Origin of the sequence: Micrococcus sp. HMSC067E09, assembly GCF_001812555.1 — a bacterium.
GTDB classification, from domain to species: Bacteria; Actinomycetota; Actinomycetes; order Actinomycetales; family Micrococcaceae; genus Micrococcus; species Micrococcus lylae.
Window position 1 is genome coordinate 44,813 of the sequence record NZ_KV809405.1, and the last position, 23,260, is coordinate 68,072.

General features: G+C 72.1%; 19 protein-coding genes and 1 pseudogene. 9 read left to right on the plus strand and 11 right to left on the minus strand.

Annotated elements, in window-relative coordinates; genetic code table 11:
* Position 1: 1 nt before the first annotated feature.
* From HMPREF2863_RS00390 to HMPREF2863_RS00405, 4 genes are all read left to right on the plus strand, one after another.
* On the plus strand, positions 2–1,408 hold the full coding sequence (locus tag HMPREF2863_RS00390; RefSeq protein WP_082739592.1) for an acyl-CoA dehydrogenase family protein: 1,407 nt from the start codon (positions 2–4) through the stop codon (positions 1,406–1,408).
* Positions 1,405–2,853: an MFS transporter gene (locus HMPREF2863_RS00395; protein ID WP_070637155.1), complete on the plus strand. Its 1,449-nt coding sequence runs from the start codon at positions 1,405–1,407 to the stop codon at positions 2,851–2,853. The genes HMPREF2863_RS00390 and HMPREF2863_RS00395 overlap by 4 nt, the downstream gene beginning before the upstream one ends.
* Positions 2,850–4,274 carry an LLM class flavin-dependent oxidoreductase gene (locus HMPREF2863_RS00400; protein WP_070637157.1) on the plus strand — a complete coding sequence of 475 codons (1,425 nt, stop codon included), beginning with the start codon at positions 2,850–2,852 and terminating at the stop codon, positions 4,272–4,274. Before HMPREF2863_RS00395 ends, HMPREF2863_RS00400 begins: the two co-directional genes overlap by 4 nt.
* A gap of 314 nt (positions 4,275–4,588) precedes the next feature.
* Positions 4,589–5,845 (plus strand): acyl-CoA dehydrogenase family protein, encoded by a 1,257-nt coding sequence (locus HMPREF2863_RS00405; RefSeq protein ID WP_070637159.1) that lies wholly within the window; start codon positions 4,589–4,591, stop codon positions 5,843–5,845.
* On the opposite strand, the gene HMPREF2863_RS00410 is transcribed toward HMPREF2863_RS00405, so the two are convergent.
* Positions 5,809–7,209 carry an MFS transporter gene (locus tag HMPREF2863_RS00410; RefSeq protein ID WP_083315121.1) on the minus strand — a complete coding sequence of 467 codons (1,401 nt, stop codon included), beginning with the start codon at positions 7,207–7,209 and terminating at the stop codon, positions 5,809–5,811. The two genes, HMPREF2863_RS00405 and HMPREF2863_RS00410, sit on opposite strands and share 37 nt — an antisense overlap.
* A gap of 504 nt (positions 7,210–7,713) precedes the next feature.
* Between HMPREF2863_RS00410 and HMPREF2863_RS00415 the strand changes: the two genes are divergently transcribed.
* The gene (locus tag HMPREF2863_RS00415) at positions 7,714–9,129 is read left to right on the plus strand and encodes an LLM class flavin-dependent oxidoreductase (protein WP_070637163.1); all 1,416 of its coding nucleotides are present in this window, start codon (positions 7,714–7,716) and stop codon (positions 9,127–9,129) included.
* Between the two features lie 379 nt (positions 9,130–9,508).
* Entirely contained in the window at positions 9,509–10,093 is a 585-nt protein-coding gene (locus tag HMPREF2863_RS00420; protein WP_070637165.1) for a hypothetical protein, read from the plus strand.
* Between the two features lie 111 nt (positions 10,094–10,204).
* On the opposite strand, the gene HMPREF2863_RS00425 is transcribed toward HMPREF2863_RS00420, so the two are convergent.
* From HMPREF2863_RS00425 to purS, 6 genes are all read right to left on the minus strand, one after another.
* Entirely contained in the window at positions 10,205–10,552 is a 348-nt protein-coding gene (locus tag HMPREF2863_RS00425) for a YtxH domain-containing protein (protein ID WP_067189309.1), read from the minus strand.
* A gap of 152 nt (positions 10,553–10,704) precedes the next feature.
* Complete coding sequence (locus HMPREF2863_RS00430; RefSeq protein ID WP_083315122.1) at positions 10,705–13,368, minus strand: HAD-IC family P-type ATPase; 2,664 nt, start codon at positions 13,366–13,368, stop codon at positions 10,705–10,707.
* 162 nt (positions 13,369–13,530) lie between these two features.
* Positions 13,531–14,214, minus strand: coding sequence for a LysE family translocator (locus HMPREF2863_RS00435; protein WP_067189261.1), 684 nt, complete (start codon positions 14,212–14,214; stop codon positions 13,531–13,533).
* A 239-nt stretch (positions 14,215–14,453) separates the two neighbouring features.
* The gene (gene purL / locus HMPREF2863_RS00440; protein ID WP_070637167.1) at positions 14,454–16,760 is read right to left on the minus strand and encodes a phosphoribosylformylglycinamidine synthase subunit PurL; all 2,307 of its coding nucleotides are present in this window, start codon (positions 16,758–16,760) and stop codon (positions 14,454–14,456) included.
* Positions 16,757–17,551: a phosphoribosylformylglycinamidine synthase subunit PurQ gene (purQ, locus tag HMPREF2863_RS00445; RefSeq protein ID WP_070637169.1), complete on the minus strand. Its 795-nt coding sequence runs from the start codon at positions 17,549–17,551 to the stop codon at positions 16,757–16,759. The genes purL and purQ overlap by 4 nt, the downstream gene beginning before the upstream one ends.
* Positions 17,551–17,817 carry a phosphoribosylformylglycinamidine synthase subunit PurS gene (gene purS / locus HMPREF2863_RS00450; RefSeq protein WP_067189266.1) on the minus strand — a complete coding sequence of 89 codons (267 nt, stop codon included), beginning with the start codon at positions 17,815–17,817 and terminating at the stop codon, positions 17,551–17,553. The genes purQ and purS overlap by 1 nt, the downstream gene beginning before the upstream one ends.
* Before the next feature lie 370 nt (positions 17,818–18,187).
* Between purS and HMPREF2863_RS00455 the strand changes: the two genes are divergently transcribed.
* The gene (locus tag HMPREF2863_RS00455) at positions 18,188–19,342 is read left to right on the plus strand and encodes a hypothetical protein (RefSeq protein WP_070637171.1); all 1,155 of its coding nucleotides are present in this window, start codon (positions 18,188–18,190) and stop codon (positions 19,340–19,342) included.
* A 148-nt stretch (positions 19,343–19,490) separates the two neighbouring features.
* Here the strand turns inward: HMPREF2863_RS00455 and HMPREF2863_RS00460 are convergent, their stop codons facing one another.
* A complete protein-coding gene (locus HMPREF2863_RS00460; protein WP_070637173.1) occupies positions 19,491–20,105 on the minus strand; it encodes a TetR/AcrR family transcriptional regulator in 615 nt (204 codons plus the stop codon).
* Positions 20,098–21,849 carry an MFS transporter gene (locus tag HMPREF2863_RS00465; RefSeq protein ID WP_246828789.1) on the minus strand — a complete coding sequence of 584 codons (1,752 nt, stop codon included), beginning with the start codon at positions 21,847–21,849 and terminating at the stop codon, positions 20,098–20,100. The genes HMPREF2863_RS00460 and HMPREF2863_RS00465 overlap by 8 nt, the downstream gene beginning before the upstream one ends.
* A 257-nt stretch (positions 21,850–22,106) precedes the next feature.
* Here HMPREF2863_RS00465 and HMPREF2863_RS12245 point away from each other — a divergent pair, with 257 nt between their 5' ends.
* Together HMPREF2863_RS12245 and HMPREF2863_RS12250 are read left to right on the plus strand one after the other, a co-directional pair.
* Positions 22,107–22,310, plus strand: a complete 204-nt coding sequence (locus tag HMPREF2863_RS12245; protein ID WP_070637175.1) for a hypothetical protein — start codon at positions 22,107–22,109, stop codon at positions 22,308–22,310.
* Positions 22,307–22,768 (plus strand): YchJ family protein, encoded by a 462-nt coding sequence (locus HMPREF2863_RS12250; RefSeq protein WP_070637177.1) that lies wholly within the window; start codon positions 22,307–22,309, stop codon positions 22,766–22,768. Before HMPREF2863_RS12245 ends, HMPREF2863_RS12250 begins: the two co-directional genes overlap by 4 nt.
* A gap of 83 nt (positions 22,769–22,851) precedes the next feature.
* Here HMPREF2863_RS12250 and HMPREF2863_RS11955 read toward each other — a convergent pair whose 3' ends face one another.
* Together HMPREF2863_RS11955 and HMPREF2863_RS11665 are read right to left on the minus strand one after the other, a co-directional pair.
* Positions 22,852–22,995, minus strand: a complete 144-nt coding sequence (locus tag HMPREF2863_RS11955; protein WP_167754998.1) for a hypothetical protein — start codon at positions 22,993–22,995, stop codon at positions 22,852–22,854.
* Between the two features lie 11 nt (positions 22,996–23,006).
* A pseudogene (locus HMPREF2863_RS11665) lies at positions 23,007–23,132 on the minus strand (helix-turn-helix transcriptional regulator); the annotation flags it as partial.
* Positions 23,133–23,260 lie beyond the last annotated feature (128 nt).

Genomic DNA, 23,260 nt, shown 5'->3' on the forward strand with positions numbered 1-23,260 from the left:
CATGTCCGCGCCCCTCACCGCACCCCACGACCCGACCGTGAACGCGGTCCCCACCCGTCCGCCGCTGGCCGTCACCCCGGACGTCCCGGACACCGACGACCTCGCTCGACTGCGGCAGCGGTTCGCCCCGATCTTCGAGCGCATCGCCGCCGGCGCCGCCGAGCGGGACGTGAACCGCACCCTGCCGTACGAGCAGATCCGCGAGCTCAACGCCGCCGGCTTCGCCACCCTGCGCGTTCCCCGGTCCCACGGGGGACCGGAGGTGAGCGTGCGGACGCTGACCGCCCTGCTGGTGGAGCTGGCGGCCGCCGACTCGAACGTGGCCCACCAGTACCGCTCCCACTACGGGTTCCTGGAGTCCCTGCGCCACAAATCGTCCGCCCAGCAGGAGCGCTGGTACCGGTTGATCCTCGAGGGAGCCACCGTGGGCAACGCGTCCACGGAGACCTCGGGCAACGCACTGGGCACCCTCAACACCCGGCTCGAGCCCCGTCCGGGCGGCGGCGCGGTCCTCACCGGGCGCAAGGGCTACGCCACCGCGTCCCTGTTCTCCACCCACACCCGGGTCTCCGCGGCCATCACGGACGAGGACGGCAGGACGACGCCGGGCCGCTGCTTCGCCGTGGTGCCCGTCGATCACGAGGGCGTCGAGCTCTACGACGACTGGGACGGCTTCGGGCAGCGCCTCACCGCCACCGGCACCGCCGTGTTCACGTCCGTCCCCGTGGACGGCGCCGACCTCTTCGACCGTCAGGCCGGCACGGCCGAGGCCGTGATCGAGGCCGCCTACTTCCAGCAGTTCCTGCTGGCGGTCCTGGCCGGCATCGCCACCGGCGCCCGGGACACCGCCGCCGAACTGGTGCGCGCCCGCACCCGCACCTTCAACACCGGCTCCGGCGCGCTCTACCGCGAGGACCCGCTGATCCAGGAGGCCGTCGGACGGATCGCCGCCACCGCCTTCTCCGTGACCGCCGCCGTGCTGCACGCCGCCGACGCCCTGGACGCGGCCATCGCCGCGGTCGACGCCGCCGCCGAGGGCGAGGACCTGGCCCTGGAGGTCTACGCGGCCGAGCTGGCCGTGGAACAGGCCCAGGTGACCGTCCCCGAGGCCGCGATCCGTGCCGCCTCCGAGCTGTTCCACGCCGGCGGCGCCTCCAACACCCGCTCCGGCAAGGCCCTCGACCGGTTCTGGCGCAACGCCCAGACCGTGGCCACCCACAACCCCATCCCGTTCCGCGCCCGCTCTGTGGGCGACTGGTTCGTCAACGGCACCCTGCCCGAGGGGCTGAACGCCATCGGCGACGCCGCCGGCGCGCCGAAGCACTCCGAGCAGGGCGGCGCCCCGTCGGCGTCCGGGGCCGAGGCCGGCCCGGCGGTGGGCACTGCGCCGAAGGGAGGGGCACGATGAGCACCGCAACCGTCCAGCAGGCCCGCCGCACCCGCCTGCGGGCCGTGTCCGGCTCCTTCATCGGCACCACCATCGAGTGGTACGACTTCTACCTCTACGGCCTCGCCGCCGCCCTGGTCTTCAACGTCCAGTTCTTCCCCGGCTCCTCGCCGCTGGCCGGCTCCATCGCCTCGTTCGCCACCCTCGCGGTGGGCGTGGTCGTCCGGCCGCTCGGCGGTATCCTCGCCGGCCACTTCGGGGACCGAGTGGGACGCAAGTCCCTCCTCGTGATCTCCCTCGTGCTCATGGGCCTGGCCTCGGTGGGCATCGGCCTGCTGCCGACCTTCGACCAGGTGGGCTGGTGGGCCGTGGCAGGGCTTGTGGTGCTGCGCTGTCTGCAAGGGTTGTCCGCGGGCATGGAGTGGGGCGGCGCCGCCCTGACGGCCGTGGAGCACGCCCCGGCCGGACGGCGAGGGTTCTTCGGGTCCTTCACGCAGGTCGGCTCCTCGGCCGGGATGCTCCTGGCCACCGGAGCCTTCGCCGCGACCACCTCACTGACCACGGAAGAGCAGTTCGCCGCCGTCGGCTGGCGCATCCCCTTCCTCGCCTCGGCTGTTCTCGTGGTGGTCGGCTTGTTCATCCGTCTGGGCGTGGAGGACGCCGAGGAGTTCCGCCGGCTTCGCGAGAGCGACGGCGTCAGCAGCGCCCCGGTGGTGGAGCTGCTGCGTCACCACACCCGGCCGGTCCCGGTGACCGCGGGCCTGCGGCTGGGGCAGAACGGGCTCTACTACCTGGTGACCACCTACCTGGTGAGCTACCTCGTCCTGAAGGGCCTGGACAGCGCCGTTCTGCTCCAGGCGACCATGGTCGCCTCCGCGATCGGCCTGATCTCCACCCCGTTCTGGGGAGCGCTGTCAGACCGGTACGGCCGTCGCAGGGTCTCGCAGTTCGGCTATGCCCTGACCGCTGTGGCCGGCTGGGTGCTGTTCTTCGTGGTCGAGGCAGGGACGCTGTCCCTGCTGCCGCTGGTGGTGGTGCTCGTCATCAACATCGCCCACGACTCCGTCTACGGCCCCCAGGCCGCCTGGTTCGCCGAGCAGTTCCCGGTGAAGGTGCGCTACTCCGGGGTGAATCTGGGGTACCAGCTCGGCACCGTGGTCGGCGGCGGCTTCGCCCCGTTCATCGCGTCCCTGCTCTTCCGGGCCGGCGGAGGCACCCCGTGGCTCATCGCCGGCTACCTCACCCTGCTGGCCGTGCTGTCCCTGGTGGCCTCGGCGTTCGCCAGGGATCCCCGCGGTGCCGACGACGTCGACCTTCTGCGTCCCGCCGTCGCCGCTCCGGATGCGGCCGAGGGCTCCGAGGCCTCCGAGCGCTCCGTGCCCGGCAGCGCGGGGCGGGGGACTGCTGCCGCGCCGGACGCCCTGACAGACCCCACCGACACCCTCGTGATCCAGGAGGCCCGATGACCGTCGACGCACGGACAACGCCGCAGGACCCGGCCCCGTTCCGCCTCTGCGCCTTCGAGATGATGACACCGGTACATCAGTCTCCGGGGCTGTGGCGCCACCCGGACTCCCGCATCGCGGAGTTCGACAGGCTCTCCTACTGGGCCGACCTCGCCCGCACGGCGGAGGACGGCGGCTTCTCCGCGATCTTCCTCGCGGACATCCTCGGCCTCTACGACGTCTACGGCGCAGGCGTGGAGGCCACCGTCCGCGGCGGCGTGCAGTGGCCGCTGCTGGACCCGTTCACCGCGGTCTCCGCCATGGCCGCGGCGACGGACCGGGTGGGCTTCGGCGTCACCGCCTCGGTCACCTACGAGCAGCCCTATCTGCTGGCCCGCACCCTGGCGTCGCTGGACCACTTCACGCACGGCCGGATCGGCTGGAACATCGTCACCAGCTACCAGGACTCCGCCGCGCGGAACCTCGGCCTCCAGGAGCAGATCCCACACGACGAGCGCTACGACCGCGCCGACGAGTACCTGGACGCGGTCTACCGCCAGTTCGAGGGATCCGTGGAGCCCGGCGCGATCCTCGCGGACGCGGACGCCGGCGTCTTCGCCGACCCCGCCAGGGTCCACCCGGCCGGGGCCGACGGCCCTCACGTGAAGCTCCCCGGCGTCGCCCTTGCCCACCCCGGCCCGCAGGGCACCCCGTTCCTGTTCCAGGCCGGCGGATCCCCGCGCGGACGGCGCTTCGCCCAGGAGCACGCCGAGGCCGTCTTCTACATCGGCCCCACTACATCGCATGTGCGCCGGTTCCTGGAGCAGACCCGCGCCGAGCTCGCCGAGGCCGGACGGCCCGCGGACGCCATCCAGGTGTTCGCCATGGTCACGGTGGTGGCGGACGAGACGGACGAGCAGGCCCGGCAGCGGCTCGAGGACTACCGCCGGTACGTGGATGTCGAGGGGGCGCTCGCGCTCTTCGGCGGCTGGACGGGCGTGGACCTGTCCGGCCTGGACCCGGACGCCCCGCTGGAGCATGTGGAGAACGAGACCTCGCGGACGGCCCTGGCGGCCTTCACCACCCAGTCCCCGGACCGTGAGTGGACGGTGCGGCAGGTCGCGGAGTTCGTGAGCATCGGCGGCCGCGGCCCGGTGATCGTGGGTTCGCCGCAGACCGTGGCGGACGAACTGCAGCGCTGGCAGGCCGAGACCGGGGTGGACGGGTTCAACGTCTGCGCCGCGGTCCGCCCGGCCGACCTCGAGCGGTTCGCCGACCTGGTCACTCCGGAGCTGCGCCGCCGTGGTGTGCTCGCCGAGCCTGCTGCCGGCCGCACCCTGCGGGAGAACCTCACCGGTGCCGGCCCCCGGCTTCCCGAGGATCACCGCGGGGCAGGGTTCCGCCATGGCACCGACCCCACCGTCAAGGAGGTCGCTTCATGATCACCCTGCGCGACGTCACCACCGTCTTCAGCACCCCTACCTGCCCCTGCCGTGGGACGCCGACACCGAGACCCTAGGACCCAGCGCCTTCGGACCCAGCGCCTTCGATCCGAAGCGGAGACCGCGCCGCGTACTCTCCTTCGGATCGAGGGCGCTGTCTTCTCGGGGACCCGCGAATCCGGGGTGCTCGATCCGTTCCGGAGCACGCCAGAAGCGCTCCGGAACGGATCGAGGGGAGGGGCTTTCGGTGCGCACCGTGAGACGCACGGTGCGCACCCCGCCCGAGCGGCCGTCGTCGTGTCAGCATGGATGCCATGAGCAGCACCTACACCGACCTCGCCGACCGCTTCGCCGACCTCTTCGCCGCGGTGGGGAAGGGCGACCGGGCGCGTGAGGCCGGCCGGCACCTGCCGTTCGCGGTGCAGCAGCAGCTGCGGGAGGCCGGGCTCGGGATGGTCTCCGTCCCCGCGGAGGCCGGCGGCGAGGGGGCAGGGCACGAGGACGTGCTGCGCCTGCTCATGGACCTGGCCGCCCAGGACGTGAACACCGCCCATCTGTGGCGCTCGCACCTGGTGTTCGTGGCCGCCGTGGACGACCAGCCTGCGAGGACCCGACGCCGCTGGCTCAAGCGTCTGGCCTCCGGAGAGTGGGGCGGCTCCGCGCTCGCCGAGCGCTCCGGCGCCGCCCCGGGGAAGGCCGCCACCACCGCCACGAAGGACGAGGGCGGCACCTGGGTGGTCACGGGTGAGAAGTACTACGCCACGGGCACCGCCTTCGCCACGTGGACCATCGTCACGGTCGGCATGGAGGGTGCGGACCTGGTGTCCCGCCGCAACTCCAAGCGCGCCGGCGGCGTGGTCCGGGAGCCCGAGCGTGCCGTGGCCGTGGTCCGCGTCCGCCAGCCACGGGTGCGCATCAAGGACGACTGGGACGGCTTCGGCCAGCGCATGACCGCCACCGGCTCGGTGCTGCTGGACGGCGCCGCCGCCGAGGACCTGCTGGAGATCCCGCGCCCCCACGGCCCGGTCCCGGTGCTGGAGGAGGCGTCCCTGCTGGCGCTGCAGGTGGGCGTCGCCCGGGCCGCGCTCGCCGAGGGCGTGGAGCTGCTGCGCCGGCGCCGCCGCACCTTCAACACCGGCACCGCCGAGCGCCCGCAGGAGGACCCGCAGCTGCTGGAGATCGTCGGGCGCATGGGCGGGCAGGTCTCGGCCGCCGAGGAGATGGTCCGCGTGGTGGGCCGGGCCATGGACGTCGCCGCCGGCCTGGAGGCGGACGGGAACCACGACGACGGCCGCCTCGCCTCCGCCTGGGACGACGCCATGATCGCCGCCTACCGTGCCCAGGCCGTGGTGCCGCAGTTCGTGCTCGATGTCTGCACGCACATCTTCGACACCCTCGGGGCGTCGTCGACGTCCACCGTCCTGCAGCTGGACCGCCACTGGCGCAATGCCCGCACCATCGCCACCCATGACCCGGCCTCCTTCAAGGTCCGGATCGCCGGCGACCACCTGGTCAACGGCACCGTGCCGATCGCCTACACCTCCGCCGGGGACGTGCCGGACGAACGCTGAGGCGGGCGGGTCAGCAGGAAGAAGGCCGCCGCCGCGATCAGTGCCAGCGCCGGCCAGAGCACCAGGGGAGCGGCCAGGCCGGCGAGCTCGCCCAGCAGCCCTCCGCCGAGGGCGGCCACGGGCACGCACCCCATGGTCACCATGCGCCGTGCAGCGGAGGTGCGGCCGAGGGATGCCGGGGGCACCGTCTGTGCCGCAAAGGCGGCCCCGGCCACGTTGGTCACCGTCAGGGTGAGGGCCCACAGGGCGGCGAAGAGAGCCATGAGCACGCTCCCGGCCTCCGGACGCAGATACGCGGCCAGCGGCAGTGTGGCCACCCCGGCCTGGACCAGCGCCCCGAACGCGAACAGCCTCCGCGGTGCCACTGCCTCGGTGATCCGTGAGGCCACGGCGCTCGCCGCCAGCGCCGAGACGGCGGCCACCGTGCCCAGCAGGCCGAAGAACGCCGGCCCGAGGTCCAGGTGCCGCAGCACCAGCAGCGGCTCCACCGTGTCCCCGACCGCCAGGCCGATGTTGCCGGCGGTGACGAGCAGAGTGGTCGCCAGCAGCAGGCGGTTCCCGGCGATGATCCGGAATCCGTGCAGCAGGCCGGGCCTGGGTGCTTCTGGTGTGCAGCCCTCGCGCAGACCCTGGCCGTCGGTGTCTGGTCCGTCACCGGTCTCGACGTCGGCGTCTGCATCTGTGGCGACCACGTCGTCCGCCCCGCCGTCCGCGTCCTGGCGGCCGACACTGCTGACTCTGCGCACCAGCGCACGGACCCCGACCAGGGCGAGGACGAAGAGCCCGACAGCCACGCCCCACGGCACCCCCGGAGCGGACAGGGCGAGCAGGAGACCTGCGCCGCCCGGTGCCACGATCCCGGCGACAGCGTCTGCGGCCGCCATCCGCGAGACGAGGGCGGACACCTGGTCTCGAGCGGTCACCTGCGGGACCACCGCAGTCTGCGCATTCTCGCTCGCCACCGTGCAGACGCCCAGCAGCGTGGCCAGCACCAGCACCGCCGCTGTGGACAGCACCCCGCTCACGTAGAGGCCGAGCATGGTCCCGGCCAGCACGGTCTTCGTCGCCAGTGAGGCGACGAGCATGCGGGCCGGTCCCCAGGCGTCGGTGGCCGCGCCGATCGGCACGGCGAGCAGTAGGAAGGACAGTGCGCCGAGGGCGTTCAGCAGGCCGAGTTCGGCTGCGCCGAAGCCGAGCGAGGTGACCACGACGACCGCCAGCACAGTGTCCAGCAGCTGCACGCCGGCGGCATCGAGGCCGTTGGAGGCCAGAAGTCTGCGGCGGGTTCCGAGGTCGGCGGCGGCACGCCCGCCAGAGTGATGAGCAGGGGCAGGATGCGGCCCCGGCAGGGGAGGGGTGTTCATGGAAGAGCTCTCTATGGGATCCGGACACGGTCAAGACCCCTCGCACGGGGCGAGGGGGTGCGATCGCGTCGGATCAGGCGTGGAGCTTCATCACATGGAACATGGCCGTCACCCTACCGGACTGCGCTTCCGGCCCGCCGCCGTCGAGCCAGAAACATCGGTCCCTTCGCGGCATGCCGAAGTGGCCACTTCCTCTGGTTCGGCGCGGCGACTCCCCTGATTCGGCCCGCCGCCGTCGTCGAGCCAGAGACTTCGGTCCCTTCGCGGCATGCCGAAGTGGCCACTTCCTCTGGTTCGGCGCGATGGCCCCCCTGGTTCGGCCCGACGGCGACGTCACGAACCCGGCGCCGGAGGCACGCGAGGCGACGGCGCCGCCGTCGTGAAGCCTCTGCGGCAACCGACTACCGCAGCACACCGGCGGAGGCGTTGCATGGTCCCAGCCGCCCGGACTCGCACACCCCGCCGAGGCCGGTTCCCGCACCAGAAGCGCTGAAGGAGCACCCCATGAGCACTGCCGAGAAGGCCGGAGCCGCAGCATCCGCCGGACCGCACACGAACCGCGAGATCCTCTTCAACGCGTTCGACATGAACTGCGTGGCCCACCAGTCGCCCGGGCTGTGGCGGCACCCGGAGGACCGCGCCCGGGACTACAACACCCTCGGCTACTGGACGCACCTGGCGCAGACGCTGGAGAAGGGCCTGTTCGACGGGCTGTTCATCGCCGACGTCCTCGGCCCGTACTCCGTGTACGGAGGCACCTCCGAGGCCGCCGTCAGGACCGGGGCGCAGACCCCCGTGAACGATCCGTTCCTGCTCGTCTCCGCGATGGCCGCGGTCACCGAGCACCTCGGCTTCGGCGTCACCGCCGGCACCGCCTATGAGCACCCCTACCCGTTCGCACGCCGCCTCGCCACGCTCGACCACCTCACGGGCGGCCGTGTGGGCTGGAACGTGGTCACCGGCTACCTGCCCTCCGCCGCCCAGAACATGGGCCAGGACGACCAGATGGAGCACGACGAACGGTACGACCACGCGGATGAGTACCTCGACGTCGTGTACAAGCTGCTCGAGAAGTCCTGGGAGGAGGACGCCGTCGTCTATGACAAGGCCTCCGGTGTGTTCGCGGACCCGGCCAAGGTCCACGACATCGCCCACGAGGGCACGTGGTTCAAGGTCCCCGGCCACGCCGTCACCGAGCCGTCCGTGCAGCGCACCCCCGTGATCTACCAGGCCGGCGCCTCCACACGCGGCCGCGCCTTCGCCGGCAAGCACGCCGAGGCCGTGTTCATCAACTCCCCCACGAAGGAGCTGGCGGCGGCCACTGTGAAGAAGATCCGCCAGGCGGTGGCGGAGGCCGGCCGCGACCCGTACGACGTGAAGATCTTCGCGATGCAGACCGTGGTCACCGGCGCCACCGACGAGGACGCGCGGGCCAAGTACGACGACCTGGCACAGTACGTGGACCCGCTGGGCGGCCTCGTGCTGATGTCCGGCTGGATGGGCATCGACCTGTCCCGGTACGAGCTGGACGAGCCGATCGGAGACGTGGAGTCGAACGCCATCCAGTCCACCGTGGAGACCTTCCAGAAGGCCTCCGGCACGGACGAGGAGTGGACGGTGCGCAAGCTCGCCGAGTGGGTGGGCATCGGCGGCTTCGGTCCCGTGATCGTGGGCGGCGGTGAGTCCGCGGCCCGTCAGCTCGCCGACTGGGCCGATGAGACGGACGTGGACGGCTTCAACCTCGCCTACCACATCACCCTCGGCACCTTCGAGGACATCGTGGAGTTCGTGGTGCCTCAGCTGCAGAGACTCGGCCGCTACAAGACCGCGTACACGGACGGCACGCTGCGCCACAAGCTCTTCGGCGCCGGAGACCGGGTGAAGCCGACCCACCGGGCCGCGCAGGTCACCCTGGGCTGATCCGGGCCTTCTTCCCGACGACGGCCCCTCGCCCCCGACGGACCCTCGCCCCCGGCGGGCGCCCCGCCTTCGGCCGCTGCGCCCGCCTCCGGCTGCAGCGCCCCGCCGACGGTCCCCCGCCTCCGGCCGCAGCGCCCGCCGGGTACCGTGGAAGGGCAGATCCCTGCACCCCGACGGAAGGATCCCCGCGTGATCTCCTCGACGCCCCGCACCGCCGCCGACCGTTCCGCCGCAGGTGCGCTGTCCCGCCTCGGCCTGGGCGCCCTGGCCGTCACGGCCGCCCTGACGCTCTCCGCCTGCGGCGGCCCGGACTCCGCCGGTGAGGCATGGGACGGCGCCCGGGAGCACCGGGGAGCCGAACGGCCAGCTGACCATGCGCATGAAGGCCGACCAGGGGGACTTCTCCATGGAGGTGCGCGAGGTCGGAGAGAAGGGCTACATCCGCATGGACGTGGACGGCGAAGACCTGGACCAGAACGCCAAGGCGATGATGGGCCTGGGGGACAAGTGGATCGCCCAGGACGTCCCGGAAGACCAGAGGGGCATGATCGGCTCTCTGCGTGAGTCGATGCTGGCCAAGCTCCCTGACGCCGGCGCCCTCGAGGGCGTTGACGCGGAGGCGCAGGAGGTCGACCGCGACGGTGAGAAGGCCTACCGCTATGAGATCCCCCAGGACATCGCCGAGTCCGCTGCCCAGGAGGCGGAGACCGAGGGGGAGGACTCCGACGGTCTGGACCAGGGTGCGGCCGCCCTGAACGAGCTCGACATGTCCCTGGTGCACGCCTTCGTGGTGGACGGGGACGGCGAGCTCCTCGCCCTGGAGCTCCGGGGTGAAGAGGGTGAGGACGGTGAGAAGGCCCCTGCCACCGAGATGACGTTCTCCGGCTGGGATTCGGTGGAGGAGGTCGAGGCCCCCGCGGAAGACGAGGTCCGCGAGGCGCCTGGCATCGACGGTCAGGGCTGACCGCCCGGACTCGACGGCCAGGGCTGACCGCCCGGCTGGTGTGCATGCGCACAAAGGCCCCCGACCGGGAACGATCGGGGGCCTTCGCATCGCGCCTCAGGCGCAGACGGCTCAGTTCTGAGCGCCGGCCGGGCCTTCGGAGGACATCGGGGTGGACGGGTCGGAGACCACGTCGGCGTCGGCCTTGACGGCGCTGTCGCCGTTGCCGGAGACCTTGGCCTTCGCGTCGTCCACCTTGTGCTGGACGGTGGAGGTCAGGTTCTGGACCTTCTCGTTGGACTTGGCCTCCTCCCACTTCTGGGTGGCCTGGCCCTGGACCTGCGAGACCTTCTCCTGGGTCTTCGGGTCGTTCCAGAACTTCTGGGCGTTGTTGGTCATCTTGTTCAGGTTCTGGCGGCCCTCACGGGAACCGAGGAAGTAGCCGAGGGCGGCACCGACGCCAAGGGTGATCAGACGCATGTCCATTCTCCTTCTGTAGGAACGGGGGCGGTGGGCTGCGGAGCCGAGGCGGCCCCCCTCGTCAGGCCCATCCGCCGTTTGAGTCCCACTTTTGCCGTACCGAGGCCGCCAGGTCAACGTCTGGGCGCGGATTCAGCCCAGGGCGTGTGGTGTCAGGCCTGCGAAGCCGCAGGTGGGACGGGGTGGAGCGTGGGCCTCACCACTCTTGCGTGGTGGACGCGGTGGGCCAGCTCGATCAGGGCGCATCCGGCCACGGCGATCGTCACCGCGGCGGCCAGCAGGTCCGGGGCCGGCACCTCGATCAGGTGGTACCAGCGGGACGCCGGCACGGCCAGCACCAGGGCGAGCAGGGCGTACATGGCCAGCACGAGGACCGCCGTGCGCTTCGTGAACGGTCGCGTCATCACCGTGAGCACCCACAGGCCCATGAGCGTCAGCGTGATCATGGCGGCCGCCTGCTGCTGGGCGGGCGAGGCCGGGACGGCGGCGAACAGGCGGATGTAGGCGCCGAGGGCGAGCAGGCCGAGCAGGATCACCGTGCCGGACGGGACCGCGAACAGCAGGGCCCGCTTCAGGAATCCGGGCACGTAGCGGCGCGGGTTGGACAGCAGTGCCAGGAAGAACGTCGGCAGGCCGATCATCAGGAAGTCCACCGTGGAGGCCTGACGCGGCAGCAGCGGGAACTGCCAGAACAGCAGGGAGAAGACCACCCCGAAGAAGGCGGCGTAGGTGGTCTTGGTCAGATAGATGTGCGCCAGGCGCTCCATGTTCGCGATGACCTGGCGGCCCTCTTTGAGCACGGAGGGCAGGCGCGCGAACCTCCCGTCCAGCAGCACGAGGCGGGAGACCGCCTTCGTGGCGGGCGCCGCGTTGCCCATGGCGATGCCGAGGTCCGCGGACTTCAGCGCCAGGGCGTCGTTCACGCCGTCGCCGGTCATGGCCACCACGTGGCCGCGTGCCTGCAGGGCCTTCACCATGGACTGCTTCTGCTCCGGGCTCACCCGGCCGAACACCTCGTGGGCGTCCATGACGTCGGCGAGCTCGTCCGCATCCTCCGGCAGCCGACGGGCGTCCACGGCCTCCCCGGCCAGCTCCATGCCGACCTCGCGGGCGACGGCCGCCACCGTGCGGGGGCTGTCTCCGGAGATCACCTTGATCTGCACGCCCTGCTCCCGGAAGTAGTCCAGGGTCTCCGCGGCGTCCTCGCGCACGTCCTCGGCGAAGGTCAGGATCGCGACCGGGCGGATGCCCGAGGGCAGGCGGTCGCCGTCCAGCGGGCGGTCCGTGCGGCACAGCAGGATCGTGCGCAGCCCCGCGTCCGCGGTGATCGTGCAGCGGGCGGTCAGCTCCTCCGCACCCTGCACACCGATCGTCTCCACATCCACCAGCGCCTCCGGGGCACCCATCAGCCAGGTGCCCGCCAGGCCGGGGACCTGCTCTTCGGCGGCCGCGTCGAAGGCGAGCGCGGACCAGCGGCGGGCGCTCGAGAACGCCACCGCCTGCGCCGGGCGCACGTCCGGGACCTCGGCGAACGGCTCCCGCAGGGCGGCGGCCGTCGGATTGGCGTCCGGGTCCGCGCCGGCCACGGCCAGCACGGCCCGGGCAGCGGGGGAGAGGGTGGAGGCCCCGGCCGGCTCGGCAGCCGTGAGCAGCTCTCCGGCGGAGGCGACGTCCCCGTCCCGGGCGCGGCCCGAGGCGGAGGCACGGGCGCCGTCGTCGTCAAGGGCGGACGGAACCGCAGGATCCGTGTCCCAGGGGTGGGCGCCGTGGAAGACGATGCCGCCCTCGGTGAGCGTGCCGGTCTTGTCCACGCAGACCACGTCCACGCGGGCGAGGATCTCCACCGCCGGCTGCTCCTGGATCAGCACCTGCTCTCGAGCCAGCTTCAGCGCGGCCACGGCGAAGGAGATGGTGGTCATCAGCGCCAGGCCCTGCGGGATCATGCTGGTCACCGCGGCCACGGACGCCACCAGGGCCGGCTCCAGGGCCGCCTCGCGCGGGTTCGCCAGGGCGTAGGACCAGCCCCCGAAGGCCTGCACCTGGCCGTGGACGATGACCGCCACGATCGGGATCAGGGCGAACGTGATCCAGGAGGCCACCTTCTCCAGGGCTCCGCGCAGCTCGGAGGAGATCTTGGTGAAGCGGCGGGCCTGTGCCGCGAGCCTGGAGGCGTGCGAGTCCGCGCCGACCGCGGTGGCCCGCACCAGGCCGGCGCCGGCGATCACCGCGGACCCGGAGAGCACGGTGTCCCCCGGGCGCTTCGGCACCGCGTCCGACTCGCCGGTGAGCAGGGACTCGTCCAGGTCCAGACCCTCCGCGGTGAGGACCTCGGCGTCCACCGGCACCTGGTCGCCGCGGCGCAGCGCCACCAGGTCGTCCAGGACCACATCCGCCAGGGCGACGGTCTTCCGGGAGCCGTCCCGGACCACCGTGACGCCGTCCTGGTGCAGCAGCGCGATCTTCTCCAGCTTCCGCTTGGCCGAGTACTCCTGGACCACACCGATGACCACGTTGGCCACGGCGGCCAGGCAGAACAGCAGGTCCAGCCATCGGCCGAGCACGATCACCACAGCGGCGGCCAGGCCGATCGTGAGGTTGAACAGGGTCAGGACGTGGACACGGAGGATCATGGCCAGCGAGCGAGACGTGTCGTCTGGCTGGGCGTTGGTCTTGCCGGCGGCCACACGCTCGGCGACCTGCGCCGAGGTCAGGCCGGTCAGGTCCCCGGCGGGTACGCCGGTGGGCATGCCGGAGGACCGGGAGGGGCCGGAGGCGTGGAGGCCGGTGGCCGACGTCGTCCCGTCCTCGGCTGTCATCCCGGTGCGTCCCTCCTGTGGTCCTGGCGGGCGGATCCCCGCCCGGCCCGCGGGGCAGAAGGCGGGCCGGTGACCCACTCTAATCGGGGGCTGTGGGCCGCCGTATCCGACTCAGGGAGGAGATCCGGCGGCGGTGGTGCGCCCGGCCCGCACCGCAGGCGCTCAGCGGGCGTCGTCCAGCAGGAGGAGGCCGCCGAACAGCAGCAGGACGCCGCCGGTGACACGGTCGATCCAGTCGGTCGCACGCGTGCCCGTCAACAGCCGGCGGAAGGCGTGCGCAGCGGCGATGAGCACGGCGAAGAACACCAGTGTCAGCGCCGCGTGCACGCCGGCCAGCGAGAGCCCCATGAGCCAGGCGGGCACGCCCTGCGCCATGAACTGCGGGATCAGCGCCAGATAGAAGACGCCCACCTTCGGATTCAGCAGGTTCGTGGTGAACCCGCGCAGGAAACCGCGGGAAAGCCTTTCCGCAGGTGCGGCAGCGGGGGCCGGGCCGGGGCCCGCGGGGACCGTCTCCAGCATGTCCGTCACGGGGTCGGGCTCCTGCCCGCCTCGCCTGAGCGTTGCGCGGATCATGGAGACGCCGAGCCAGATCAGGTAGGCGGCACCGACCGCCTTGAGAGCCGTGTAGGCCAGGTCCGAGGCCGCGAGCAGTGCGGCGATGCCCACCGCCGCGGCCAGCCCCCAGATCAGGGCGCCGGCACAGACGCCCAGACCCGTGACGAGCGCGTGGGAGTGTCCCCTCGTCAGCGCTGAGCGCAGCACCAGGGCCATGTCCAACCCCGGCGTGACCGTCAGCAGCAGGGCGACGCCGGTGAACGCCAGCAGCGCCTGGCCGTACTCCATGCCGGTCCTCCTTCCGGAACGGGGTCTGCGTGCGCCGTGAGGCCGATTCGCGTGGGCCTGCGAGCAGGATAGGGCCGGTGCAGGCGGCCCGCGGCGCGGCGCCCGGACACGGTCCACCGGACGGACGACGACGGCCGCCCACCTCGGTCCCGCAGGTGCGGAACCCGTGGTGAGCGGCCGTCGTCGGGACGCCGGCGTCAGCCGGCCCGCACGGCGGCCCGGTGCGCCGGCGGTGCGGCTCAGCCGAAGTGCTTCGGCAAGGTGGCCTCCCAGGCCTCGCGCAGCTCGGCGATCGGCAGGGTGAACTGGTCCTGCACCTCGAGGGCCCCGGACTCCGCGTCCACCACGCCGATGCGCAGCGCCGGGTAGTTCCGGGCCGTGGTCATGTCCGTGAAGCGGACCTCCTCGGTGCGCGGCACCGAGACCACCGCGCGGGCCTGCGACTCGGAGAACAGGGCGGTGAACGCGTCCACGCCGTCGCGCTCCATGATCCCGTCCAGCACGATCCGGGCGCCCACGCCGAAGCGCAGCACCATCTCGGACAGGGTCGCCGCCAGGCCACCGCCGGAGAGGTCGTGCGCGGCGTCGATCATGCCGTCGCGCGAGGCGTTGACCAGCAGGTCTCCCAGCAGGCGCTCCTTCGCCAGGTCCAGCGTCGGCGGCAGGCCGCCGAGGTGGTCGCGCAGGCGGGCGAACTCCGAGCCGTCCAGCTCGTCCGCCGTGGTGCCGAGCAGGTAGATCGCCTGGCCGTCCGCGTCCTGGCCGAAGCCGGACGGGGTGCGGCGGGAGACGTCGTCGAACTGGCCGAGCACGGCCACCGTGGGGGTGGGGTGGATCGGCGTGCTGCCCGTCTGGTTGTACAGGGACACGTTGCCGCCGGTCACCGGGATGCCGAGGGCCTGGCAGCCGTCCGCCAGGCCGCGCACGGCCTCCGCGAACTGCCACATCACGTCCGGGTCCTCGGGGGAGCCGAAGTTCAGGCAGTCGGACACGGCCAGGGGCACCGCGCCGGCGGTGGTGACGTTGCGGTACGCCTCGGCCAGGGAGGCCTGCGCGCCCGTGTAGGGGTCCAGGTAGGTGAACCGGTCGTTGCAGTCCGTGGCCAGGGCCACGCCCATGCCGGTCTCCTCGTCCACGCGCACCACGCCCGCGTCGTCCGGGGCAGCCAGGGCGGTGTTGCCGCGGACGTAGCGGTCGTACTGGCGGGTGATCCAGGAGGTGTCCGCCAGGTTCGGGGAGCTCATCAGCTCCACGACGGCGGCCCGCAGCTCCTCGCCCGTGGCAGGCAGGTGCTGACCGGCCTCGGAGGAGCGGAACGTGTCCGCCTGGAGCCCGTCCTGCCAGGCCGGGCGGGCGTAGGGGCGCTCGTAGACCGGGCCGTCGTGGGCCACGGTGCGCGGGTCCACATCCACGATGACCTCGCCGTCCCAGGTGATGACCAGCCGGCCGTCGCCGGTGACCTCGCCCAGCCAGGAGTACTCGACGTCCCACGTGGCCATGACGGCCTCGAACGCGGCGACGTTCTCCGGCGTCACCACGGCCATCATGCGCTCCTGCGACTCGGACATGAGGATCTCACCCGGGGTCAGCGTGGAATCGCGCAGCAGCACGTCCGTCAGCTCCACGCGCATGCCGCCCTCGCCGTTGGAGGCGAGCTCGGAGGTGGCGCAGGAGATGCCGGCGGCGCCGAGGTCCTGGATGCCCTCGACGAGGGAGCCACGGAACAGCTCGAGGCAGCACTCGATGAGCACCTTCTCGGAGAAGGGGTCGCCGACCTGCACCGAGGGGCGCTTGGCGGGCTTGCCGTCGCCGTCGAAGGACTCGGAGGCCAGCACGGAGGCGCCCCCGATGCCGTCCCCGCCGGTGCGGGCACCGAACAGGACCACCTTGTTGCCCACGCCGGAGGCGTTGGCCAGGCGCAGGTCCTCGTGCTTGAGCACGCCCACGGCGAGGGCGTTGACGAGCGGGTTGCCCTGGTAGATCGGATCGAAGCGGGTCTCGCCGCCGATGTTCGGCAGGCCCAGGGAGTTGCCGTACCCGCCGATGCCGGCCACCACACCGTGGAACACGCGGGCGGGGTCCGGGTGGTCGATCGCGCCGAAGCGCAGCGGGTCCATCACGGCCACCGGGCGGGCGCCCATGGAGATGATGTCACGCACGATGCCGCCGATGCCCGTGGCAGCTCCCTGGTAGGGCTCCACGTAGGAGGGCGAGTTGTGGGACTCGACCTTGAACGTCACGGCCCAGCCGTCGCCGAGGTCGGTCACGCCGGCGTTCTCGCCGATGCCCACCATCAGGTTCTTCTTCATCTCGTCGGTGAGCTTCTCGCCGAACTGGCGCAGGTGCACCTTCGAGGACTTGTACGAGCAGTGCTCGGACCACATGACGGAGTACATGGCCAGCTCGGCGGCGGTGGGGCGGCGGCCGAGGATCGTCTTGATCTCGGTGTACTCGTTCTCCTTCAGGCCCAACTCGGCCCAGGGCTGCTCGACCTCGGGGGTGGCGGCGGCGTGCTCGACGGTGTCGATGTTGAACTGCTGGCTCATGCGGCACCTCCGGAGGCGAGGGTGGACAGGACGGACGTGAAGAACGGCAGACCGTCGAGGCCGGTGCGCAGGCCGTCCTCGGTGTCCGGGCCGAAGCCGGGCTCCACGGCGTGCTCCGGGTGCGGCATGAGGCCCACCACGTTGCCGGTGGCGTTGGTGATGCCCGCGATGTCACGGCGGGAGCCGTTCGGGTTCACGTCCAGGTAGCGGAAGACCACGCGCCCCTCGCCCTCGAGCATGTCGAGCGTGGGCTCGTCCGCCACGTACTGGCCATCCTGGTTCTTCAGCGGGATGGTGATCCGCTGGCCCGGGGCGAAGTCGCGGGTCCAGGCGGTCTCGTTGTTCTCGACGGCGAGGGCCTGGTCGCGGCAGATGAAGTGCAGGTGGTCGTTCTTGATCATCGAGCCCGGCAGCAGGTGGGACTCGGTGAGGATCTGGAAGCCGTTGCAGATGCCGAGGACCGGCAGGCCCCTGGTGGAGCCGGCCTCGCCGCCGGCGGCCGCGGCGATGGCGTCCATCATGGGGGCGAAGCGGGCGATGGCACCGGCGCGCAGGTAGTCGCCGTAGGAGAAGCCGCCGGGGATCACCACGGCGTCCAGGTCCTTGAGCGAGCCGGCGGCGTCCTCGTCCGCATGCCACAGGGACACGGGGGTGGCGCCGGAGAGGCGGACGGCGCGGGCGGCGTCGACGTCGTCGAGCGTGCCCGGGAAGGTCACGACGCCGATTCTGGCGCCGTTGAGCTCTGTGCCGGGGGTGGAGTAGTCCCCGATCAGCGGGATCTCGGCGGTCATCAGGCGGAGGCCTCCGACTCGTCCAGGACGGCGACGTTCACGACGTCCTCGATCACCGGGTTGGACAGCAGCTCGGCTGCGGCGGTGCGGGCCTGCTCGAGGATCTGGTCGGTGACCTCGCCCTCCACGTGCAGCTCGAAGCGCTTGCCCTGGCGGACCTGCTCGAACGCGGTGAAGCCGAGGCGGGGGAGGGCTCCGGCGATGGCCTTGCCCTGCGGGTCGAGGATCTCGGGCTTGGGCATGACGTCGACGACGATGGTGGGCATCCACTGCTCCTGATGTGCCTGGTGCGCCCCGCGCGGCGGGGCCTGCTGACGGTGCTGGAAGCACGGCGGCGCGCCGTCTCGTGCCGTCTCACGTCGGCCTGGGCGCCGGACGCTCCGCGTGCTTGCCCGCCCAGTCTAGCCGGGGGCGTGAGGCCGGGTGGGTGCCGGTGCCGGCCCTCTGCTGCTGATAATCGACGGTTGGTCAGGGGATCGAGGAGATTCTCCGCGATCCCCTGACCAACCGTCGATGATCCGGCCCACCGCAGCCGCCACGACACCGGTGCAACCCGCCCGTGCATCGAACCGACTGCCGGCGGGAGTTGTCCACAGCCGATCGGAGTCGTCCGTCCGGACCACGCAGGCTGGGCACATGGACGACGTTCTCGAACAACGGACCGCTCGGCTTCGGTCGGAGGGTCTCCTCATTCCCGGACATGGGCCGCTGCTCCGGCTGGCGGACGGAGCGCCCAAGTCGGCCGCGAACCTGCTCGGCAAGCTGTGGACGACCGGGCGCGTCGCCCGGCTCTGCCCCGGGGTCTACATCGGTCTCGAGCGCTGGGCCGCCATGGCGCCGTGGGACCGGTACACCGCGGCGTGCGCGGCCTATGCGCTCACTCATCCGGCGGCCCGGTTCACCGGTGTGACAGCGGCCCACCTGTACGGCCTCCCGCTCGCGGAGACGCCACGCGAGATCTGGCTTCGATCCCGCGTGCCCGGGCACCGTGCCAAGCGGGCGATGACCGCCTCGCCCTTCTCAGACGCCGCTCGAGGACGGAACCGGCAGAAGCTGTGGGCGCTGCCCGTGGTGCGCTGGACCTGGAACGGCGTCGAGGCCCCGGTCGAAGAGAAGCCGCGGCGCTGGCGTGGCCGGCTTGCGTTGGCTGCCATCGGGTGGACCGCCTGGCCGGCGGCGCCCCTGGCACCGGCCACGGTCGAGGCGCAGCTGAAGGACGGTACGCCGCTCGGTGCTGTCACGGTCGATCCGCTGCCGACGCTGCAGCTTCTCCTGGGGTCCACCCTTCCGTTCCGAGAGGCCGTGGTCGCCCTGGATGGGCTTCACCGCCGTCTGCCCGGTCCCTCTCAGACGTGGGCGGAGAACCATGTCCACAGGCTCAGGAGCAGGGCTGCGACGCAGAGGTTCACCCGGGCCTGGTCCTTCTCGGACGCCCGTGCGGAGTCGGCCGGAGAGTCCCTCGCCCGGGCACTCATCCACGAACTGGGATTCGTGGCGCCGCAGCTCCAGCGGCGCTTCTTCGCGCCGGACGGGCGGGAGATCGCGCGAACCGACTTCTGGTGGGAGGACGTCCGGGTCGCCGGCGAGTTCGACGGGATCGGCAAGTATGACGTGGACCTCCACGCGGACCCCCGAGACAGGAGGAACTCCATCAACAGAGAGAAGCAACGGGATGTGGAGCTTCGGAGGGTTTGCCGCGACGTCACACACTGGACGTGGGCTGACCTGAAGGACCCGCGGCGTCTGGAGGCTGAGCTGCTGCGAGTCGGAGTGCCGCGCAGGCCGGCGTGACGACGCCGCCCGGGTTCCGCGGTGAGCGTGCGCGGGCAGCCCCCCCGCCAGGATCGACGGTTTGTCATGGGATCGCGGAGAATCTCTGCGATCCCATGACAAACCGTCGATTATCAGCACTGGGGAGCAGCGCGCGAGCCCGCCCCACTCACCCCAACCTGCGGGCCAGCACCTCGGCGGCGTCGTCGATGAGGGCGCGGAACAGGGCGTCGTCGCGGTGCTCGAGCCATCCGACGGCCGCCCCGAACAGCCCGGACAGCGCCTGCTCGGCCACCAGGGCGACGTCCGCGTCCCAGGCCAGGCCGGTCCGCGCGGCCATGTCCTCCAGCAGCTGCGCCACCACGGCGCGATACTCGCCCTGGCTCTGCCCGGACAGCGCACGCAGCTCCGGTTCCCGCGCCGCCATCAGGGACAGCTCGAAATACGCGGTCTCGGTGTCCGGGTCCGCCATCACCGAGTCCGCATATGCCGTGAACACCTCGGCCACCGCGTGCCGCACGTCCTGTGCCGAGGAGATCTCGCGCTCCCGCTGCGTCGCCGCCAGGTCGTTGAGGTGGCTGATGTCCAGCCGCATGACCTCGCGCAGCAGCTCGTTCTTCGAGGAGAACGCATAGTGCACGGTGCCGTGCGGCACGCCAGCCTCTTTGGCCACAGCGCGGGTGGTCAGGGCCCAGGCGCCGTCGCGCGCCATCACCCGCACGGCGGTCTCGGTCAGCTCCTGACGCCGCTGCTCCAGGGGGACGTGGGTGCGCTTCTCAGCCACGGGTCTGCTCCTTCCCGACGGCGGCGCCAGCCTCGTCCTGCACCGCACCGGAAGTGCCGCCCGGCCGGTCCCCGACGACGGCTCGTGCCTGCGCCTGTCCCTCGCCTCGTGCGGGGGCCGGCTCGGCGGCGCCCCGGCGCACCTCGTCCGCCTCGACCCGGCGCACCTCGTGCGCCTCGACCCGCCGCATCTGCGCGGTGTCCCGTGCGGCCGCGGCCTCGGCGATGAACTGCCGGGCGGCGGCCGGCTGCCCCTGTCTGCCCTCCGAGCGCAGGCCGTGCCAGGCCAGCAGCAGGGTGAGCGCGGCCGTGCCGATGCCGATCGCGGCGACGAGGTCCATGCCGGCCATGAACGCGCCGTCGGCGATCTCGAGGAGGCGGGTGCCGCCGTCGGGAAGGGTCTCGGCGATCCGGTGGGCGGCGGCGAGCGTCTGGGAGGCGGCGTCCGCGGAGGCCGCGTCCATGCCGGGCAGGTCCGCGGTCTCGCGCACCTGCGCCGCATAGAGGGCCATGCCGGCGGTGCCCAGCACCGCGGTGCCCATGGCGCCGCCGAACTCGTAGCCGGTCTCGGAGATCGCGGCGGCCGCACCGGCGCGCTCGGGTGGGGCGGCGGTGAGGATGACGTCGTTGGTGAGGGTCTCGGCCAGGCCCACGCCGAGGCCGAACAGGCCGGACAGCAGCGTGAACAGGAGCATGGTCTCGTCCCCGTGCATCTGTGTGCCCACCCCGAAGCCGCAGATCACCAACCCCAGACCGGCCATGATCACCGTACGCACGGAGACGGTCTTCGCCAGGGGAGGAGCGAGCAGGGTGCCCACTACGGAGGCCGCCGCCAGCGGGAGCATCCACAGGCCGGCCGCAGCCGAGCCCATGCCCTCCACCAGCATCAGGTACTGGGGGAGGAAGAACATCAGGCCCATCAAGGCGAACATGGAGATCACGTTGATGGACACCGCGGAGGTGAAGGCGATGTTTCCGAACAGGGACACGTCGATCATCGGGTTCGCCAGGCGCCGCTGCCGCAGGATGAACCAGGTCAGTGCCGCGCCGCCGGCCACCAGGCCCACCAGCACGGTCCAGTCCGGGGACTTCGCGGCGGTCTTCAGGGCGTAGACCACGCCGATCAGGCCCACGATGGACAGCAGCGCGGACAGCGGGTCGAAGGGACCCGGGTGTGGGTCCTTGGACTCCGGCAGCAGGAACGGGGCGAGCAGCAGGAACGCCGCCATCACCGGGACGTTCATGAGGAACACCGAGCCCCACCAGAAGTGCTCGAGCAGCGCGCCGCCCACCACGGGGCCGAGCGCGGCTCCGCCGGAGAACGCGGTGGCCCACACAGCGATCGCGGTGCGGCGCTCAGTGCGGTCCGGGAAGATCGTGCGGATCAGGCCGAGGGTGGAGGGCATGAGGGTGGCGCCGCCGATGCCGAGCAGGGCGCGGGCGAGGATCAGCGTCTCCGGGGTGGTGGCGAACGCCGCCACCAGGGAGGCGGCGCCGAACAACGGAGCGCCGATGAGCAGCAGGCGCCGGCGCCCGATCCGGTCGCCGAGGGACCCCATGAAGATCAGCAGTCCGGCCAGCAGGAACGAGTAGAGGTCGATGATCCACAGCAGCTGGGTGGAGCTCGGCTGCAGGTCGGCCGACAGGGACGGCACGGCGATGCCGAGCACGGACATGTCGATGGAGATCAGCAGCACGGGCAGGACCAGCACGGCCATCGCGGTCCAGCGGCGGAGTGCGGACACAGGGCACCTCACGGGGAAGCTCGGGTCGGGATGCGGACCATCCTGACACAGAGTTGGCCGGGCTGCCAAGTTCTTTTGGCCACCTGGCCGAAAGTGTGGTGGGCGGCGCCTGCGGCCGGTGCCCCGTCGGTGCGTGCTCAGGCGGATGGGCGCGGGCCGGGGGCCTGCCCGGCGTCCTTCGTCTGTCCCCGGGCGAACCGCTCCGCCCTCGGCGGAGGAGCCTGCTCGGACGCCTCGCCCGGGCCTAGCCTGGTGCCATGATCACTGCACGTCCCCCGAAGGGTGCCCGCCCGCCGGCCTCCGCCACGGACCGCGCTCGGCGTCCCCGCATCAGCCCGCTCCTGCCGACCATGGCCTTCGCCCTGGCCGGCGTCATCGGTGCCGCGATCCGCGGTTCGAAGAACACCTCCGCCCCGACCGCCCGCGAGCGCCGTCAGGCCCGCCGCGGCGGGAAGGCGTGAGCGCCGAGGCCTGCCCCTGCGGGCTCGGCCTGCCCTACGCCGAGTGCTGCGGGAGGGCGCACCAGCGCTTCGCGGCCACCGGAGAGCTGACCGCGCCCACCGCCGAGGCACTCATGCGCTCGCGCTTCGCCGCGTTCGCCCGCCTCGGCGAGGCGGATCCGAACCACGACGACGGCGGGGCGGAGTCTGCCGCGATGGTCGCCTATCTGCGGGCCACCTGGGCCGCCGAGCATCGCCCCTCCGCCGCGGACCTCACCCCGACGCCGGCGGAGCCGGCGGCGCGCTTCACGCGCCTGGCCGTGCTCTCCACCCAGGACGGCGGGCCGTTCCAGGACCGCGGTGTGGTCGAGTTCGTGGCGGTCGGCGAGGGCGAGGGCGGCTGGTTCCGCCTGCACGAGACCAGCCGCTTCCGCCGTGACGGCGGGGCCTGGGTCTACGTCGACGGCGAGGTGCGCTGACCGGAGGGCGTCGGTCTGCCTCGGGGCGGGCCGGCATCTGACGCCGGCACGTCTCGAATGCGTGCGTCGGCCCGGTCCCGACCTCAGAGGAAGAGACCGGAGAGGGCCGAGAGGACCAGCGCGGCCAGGCAGAGGACCGCCACGATCGTGACGATCGGCTTCGGACGGCGCGGGGCGTCGTCCTCCTCGAATCCGTGGTGGCGCAGCTCCGGGGGCATCTCGCCCATGGCGGGTCTCCTCATTCCTCGTCCGGGGTGAACAGGTCCTCGATCCGCCGCTCGAACACCGCGGCGAGGCGGAAGGCGAGCGGGAGCGAGGGGTCGTAGCGGCCCTTCTCCAAGGAGATCACGGTCTGGCGGCAGACGCGATCGCGTCAGGAGGAAACCATGAGGTGGGCCGCTGAAGGCTATGCAGCCGAGGTTGCAGGCACGGCGAGGCCCCCGCACCGCCGCCGGGAAGGCGGAGGTGCGGGGGCCGTCGTCGTGAAGGGGG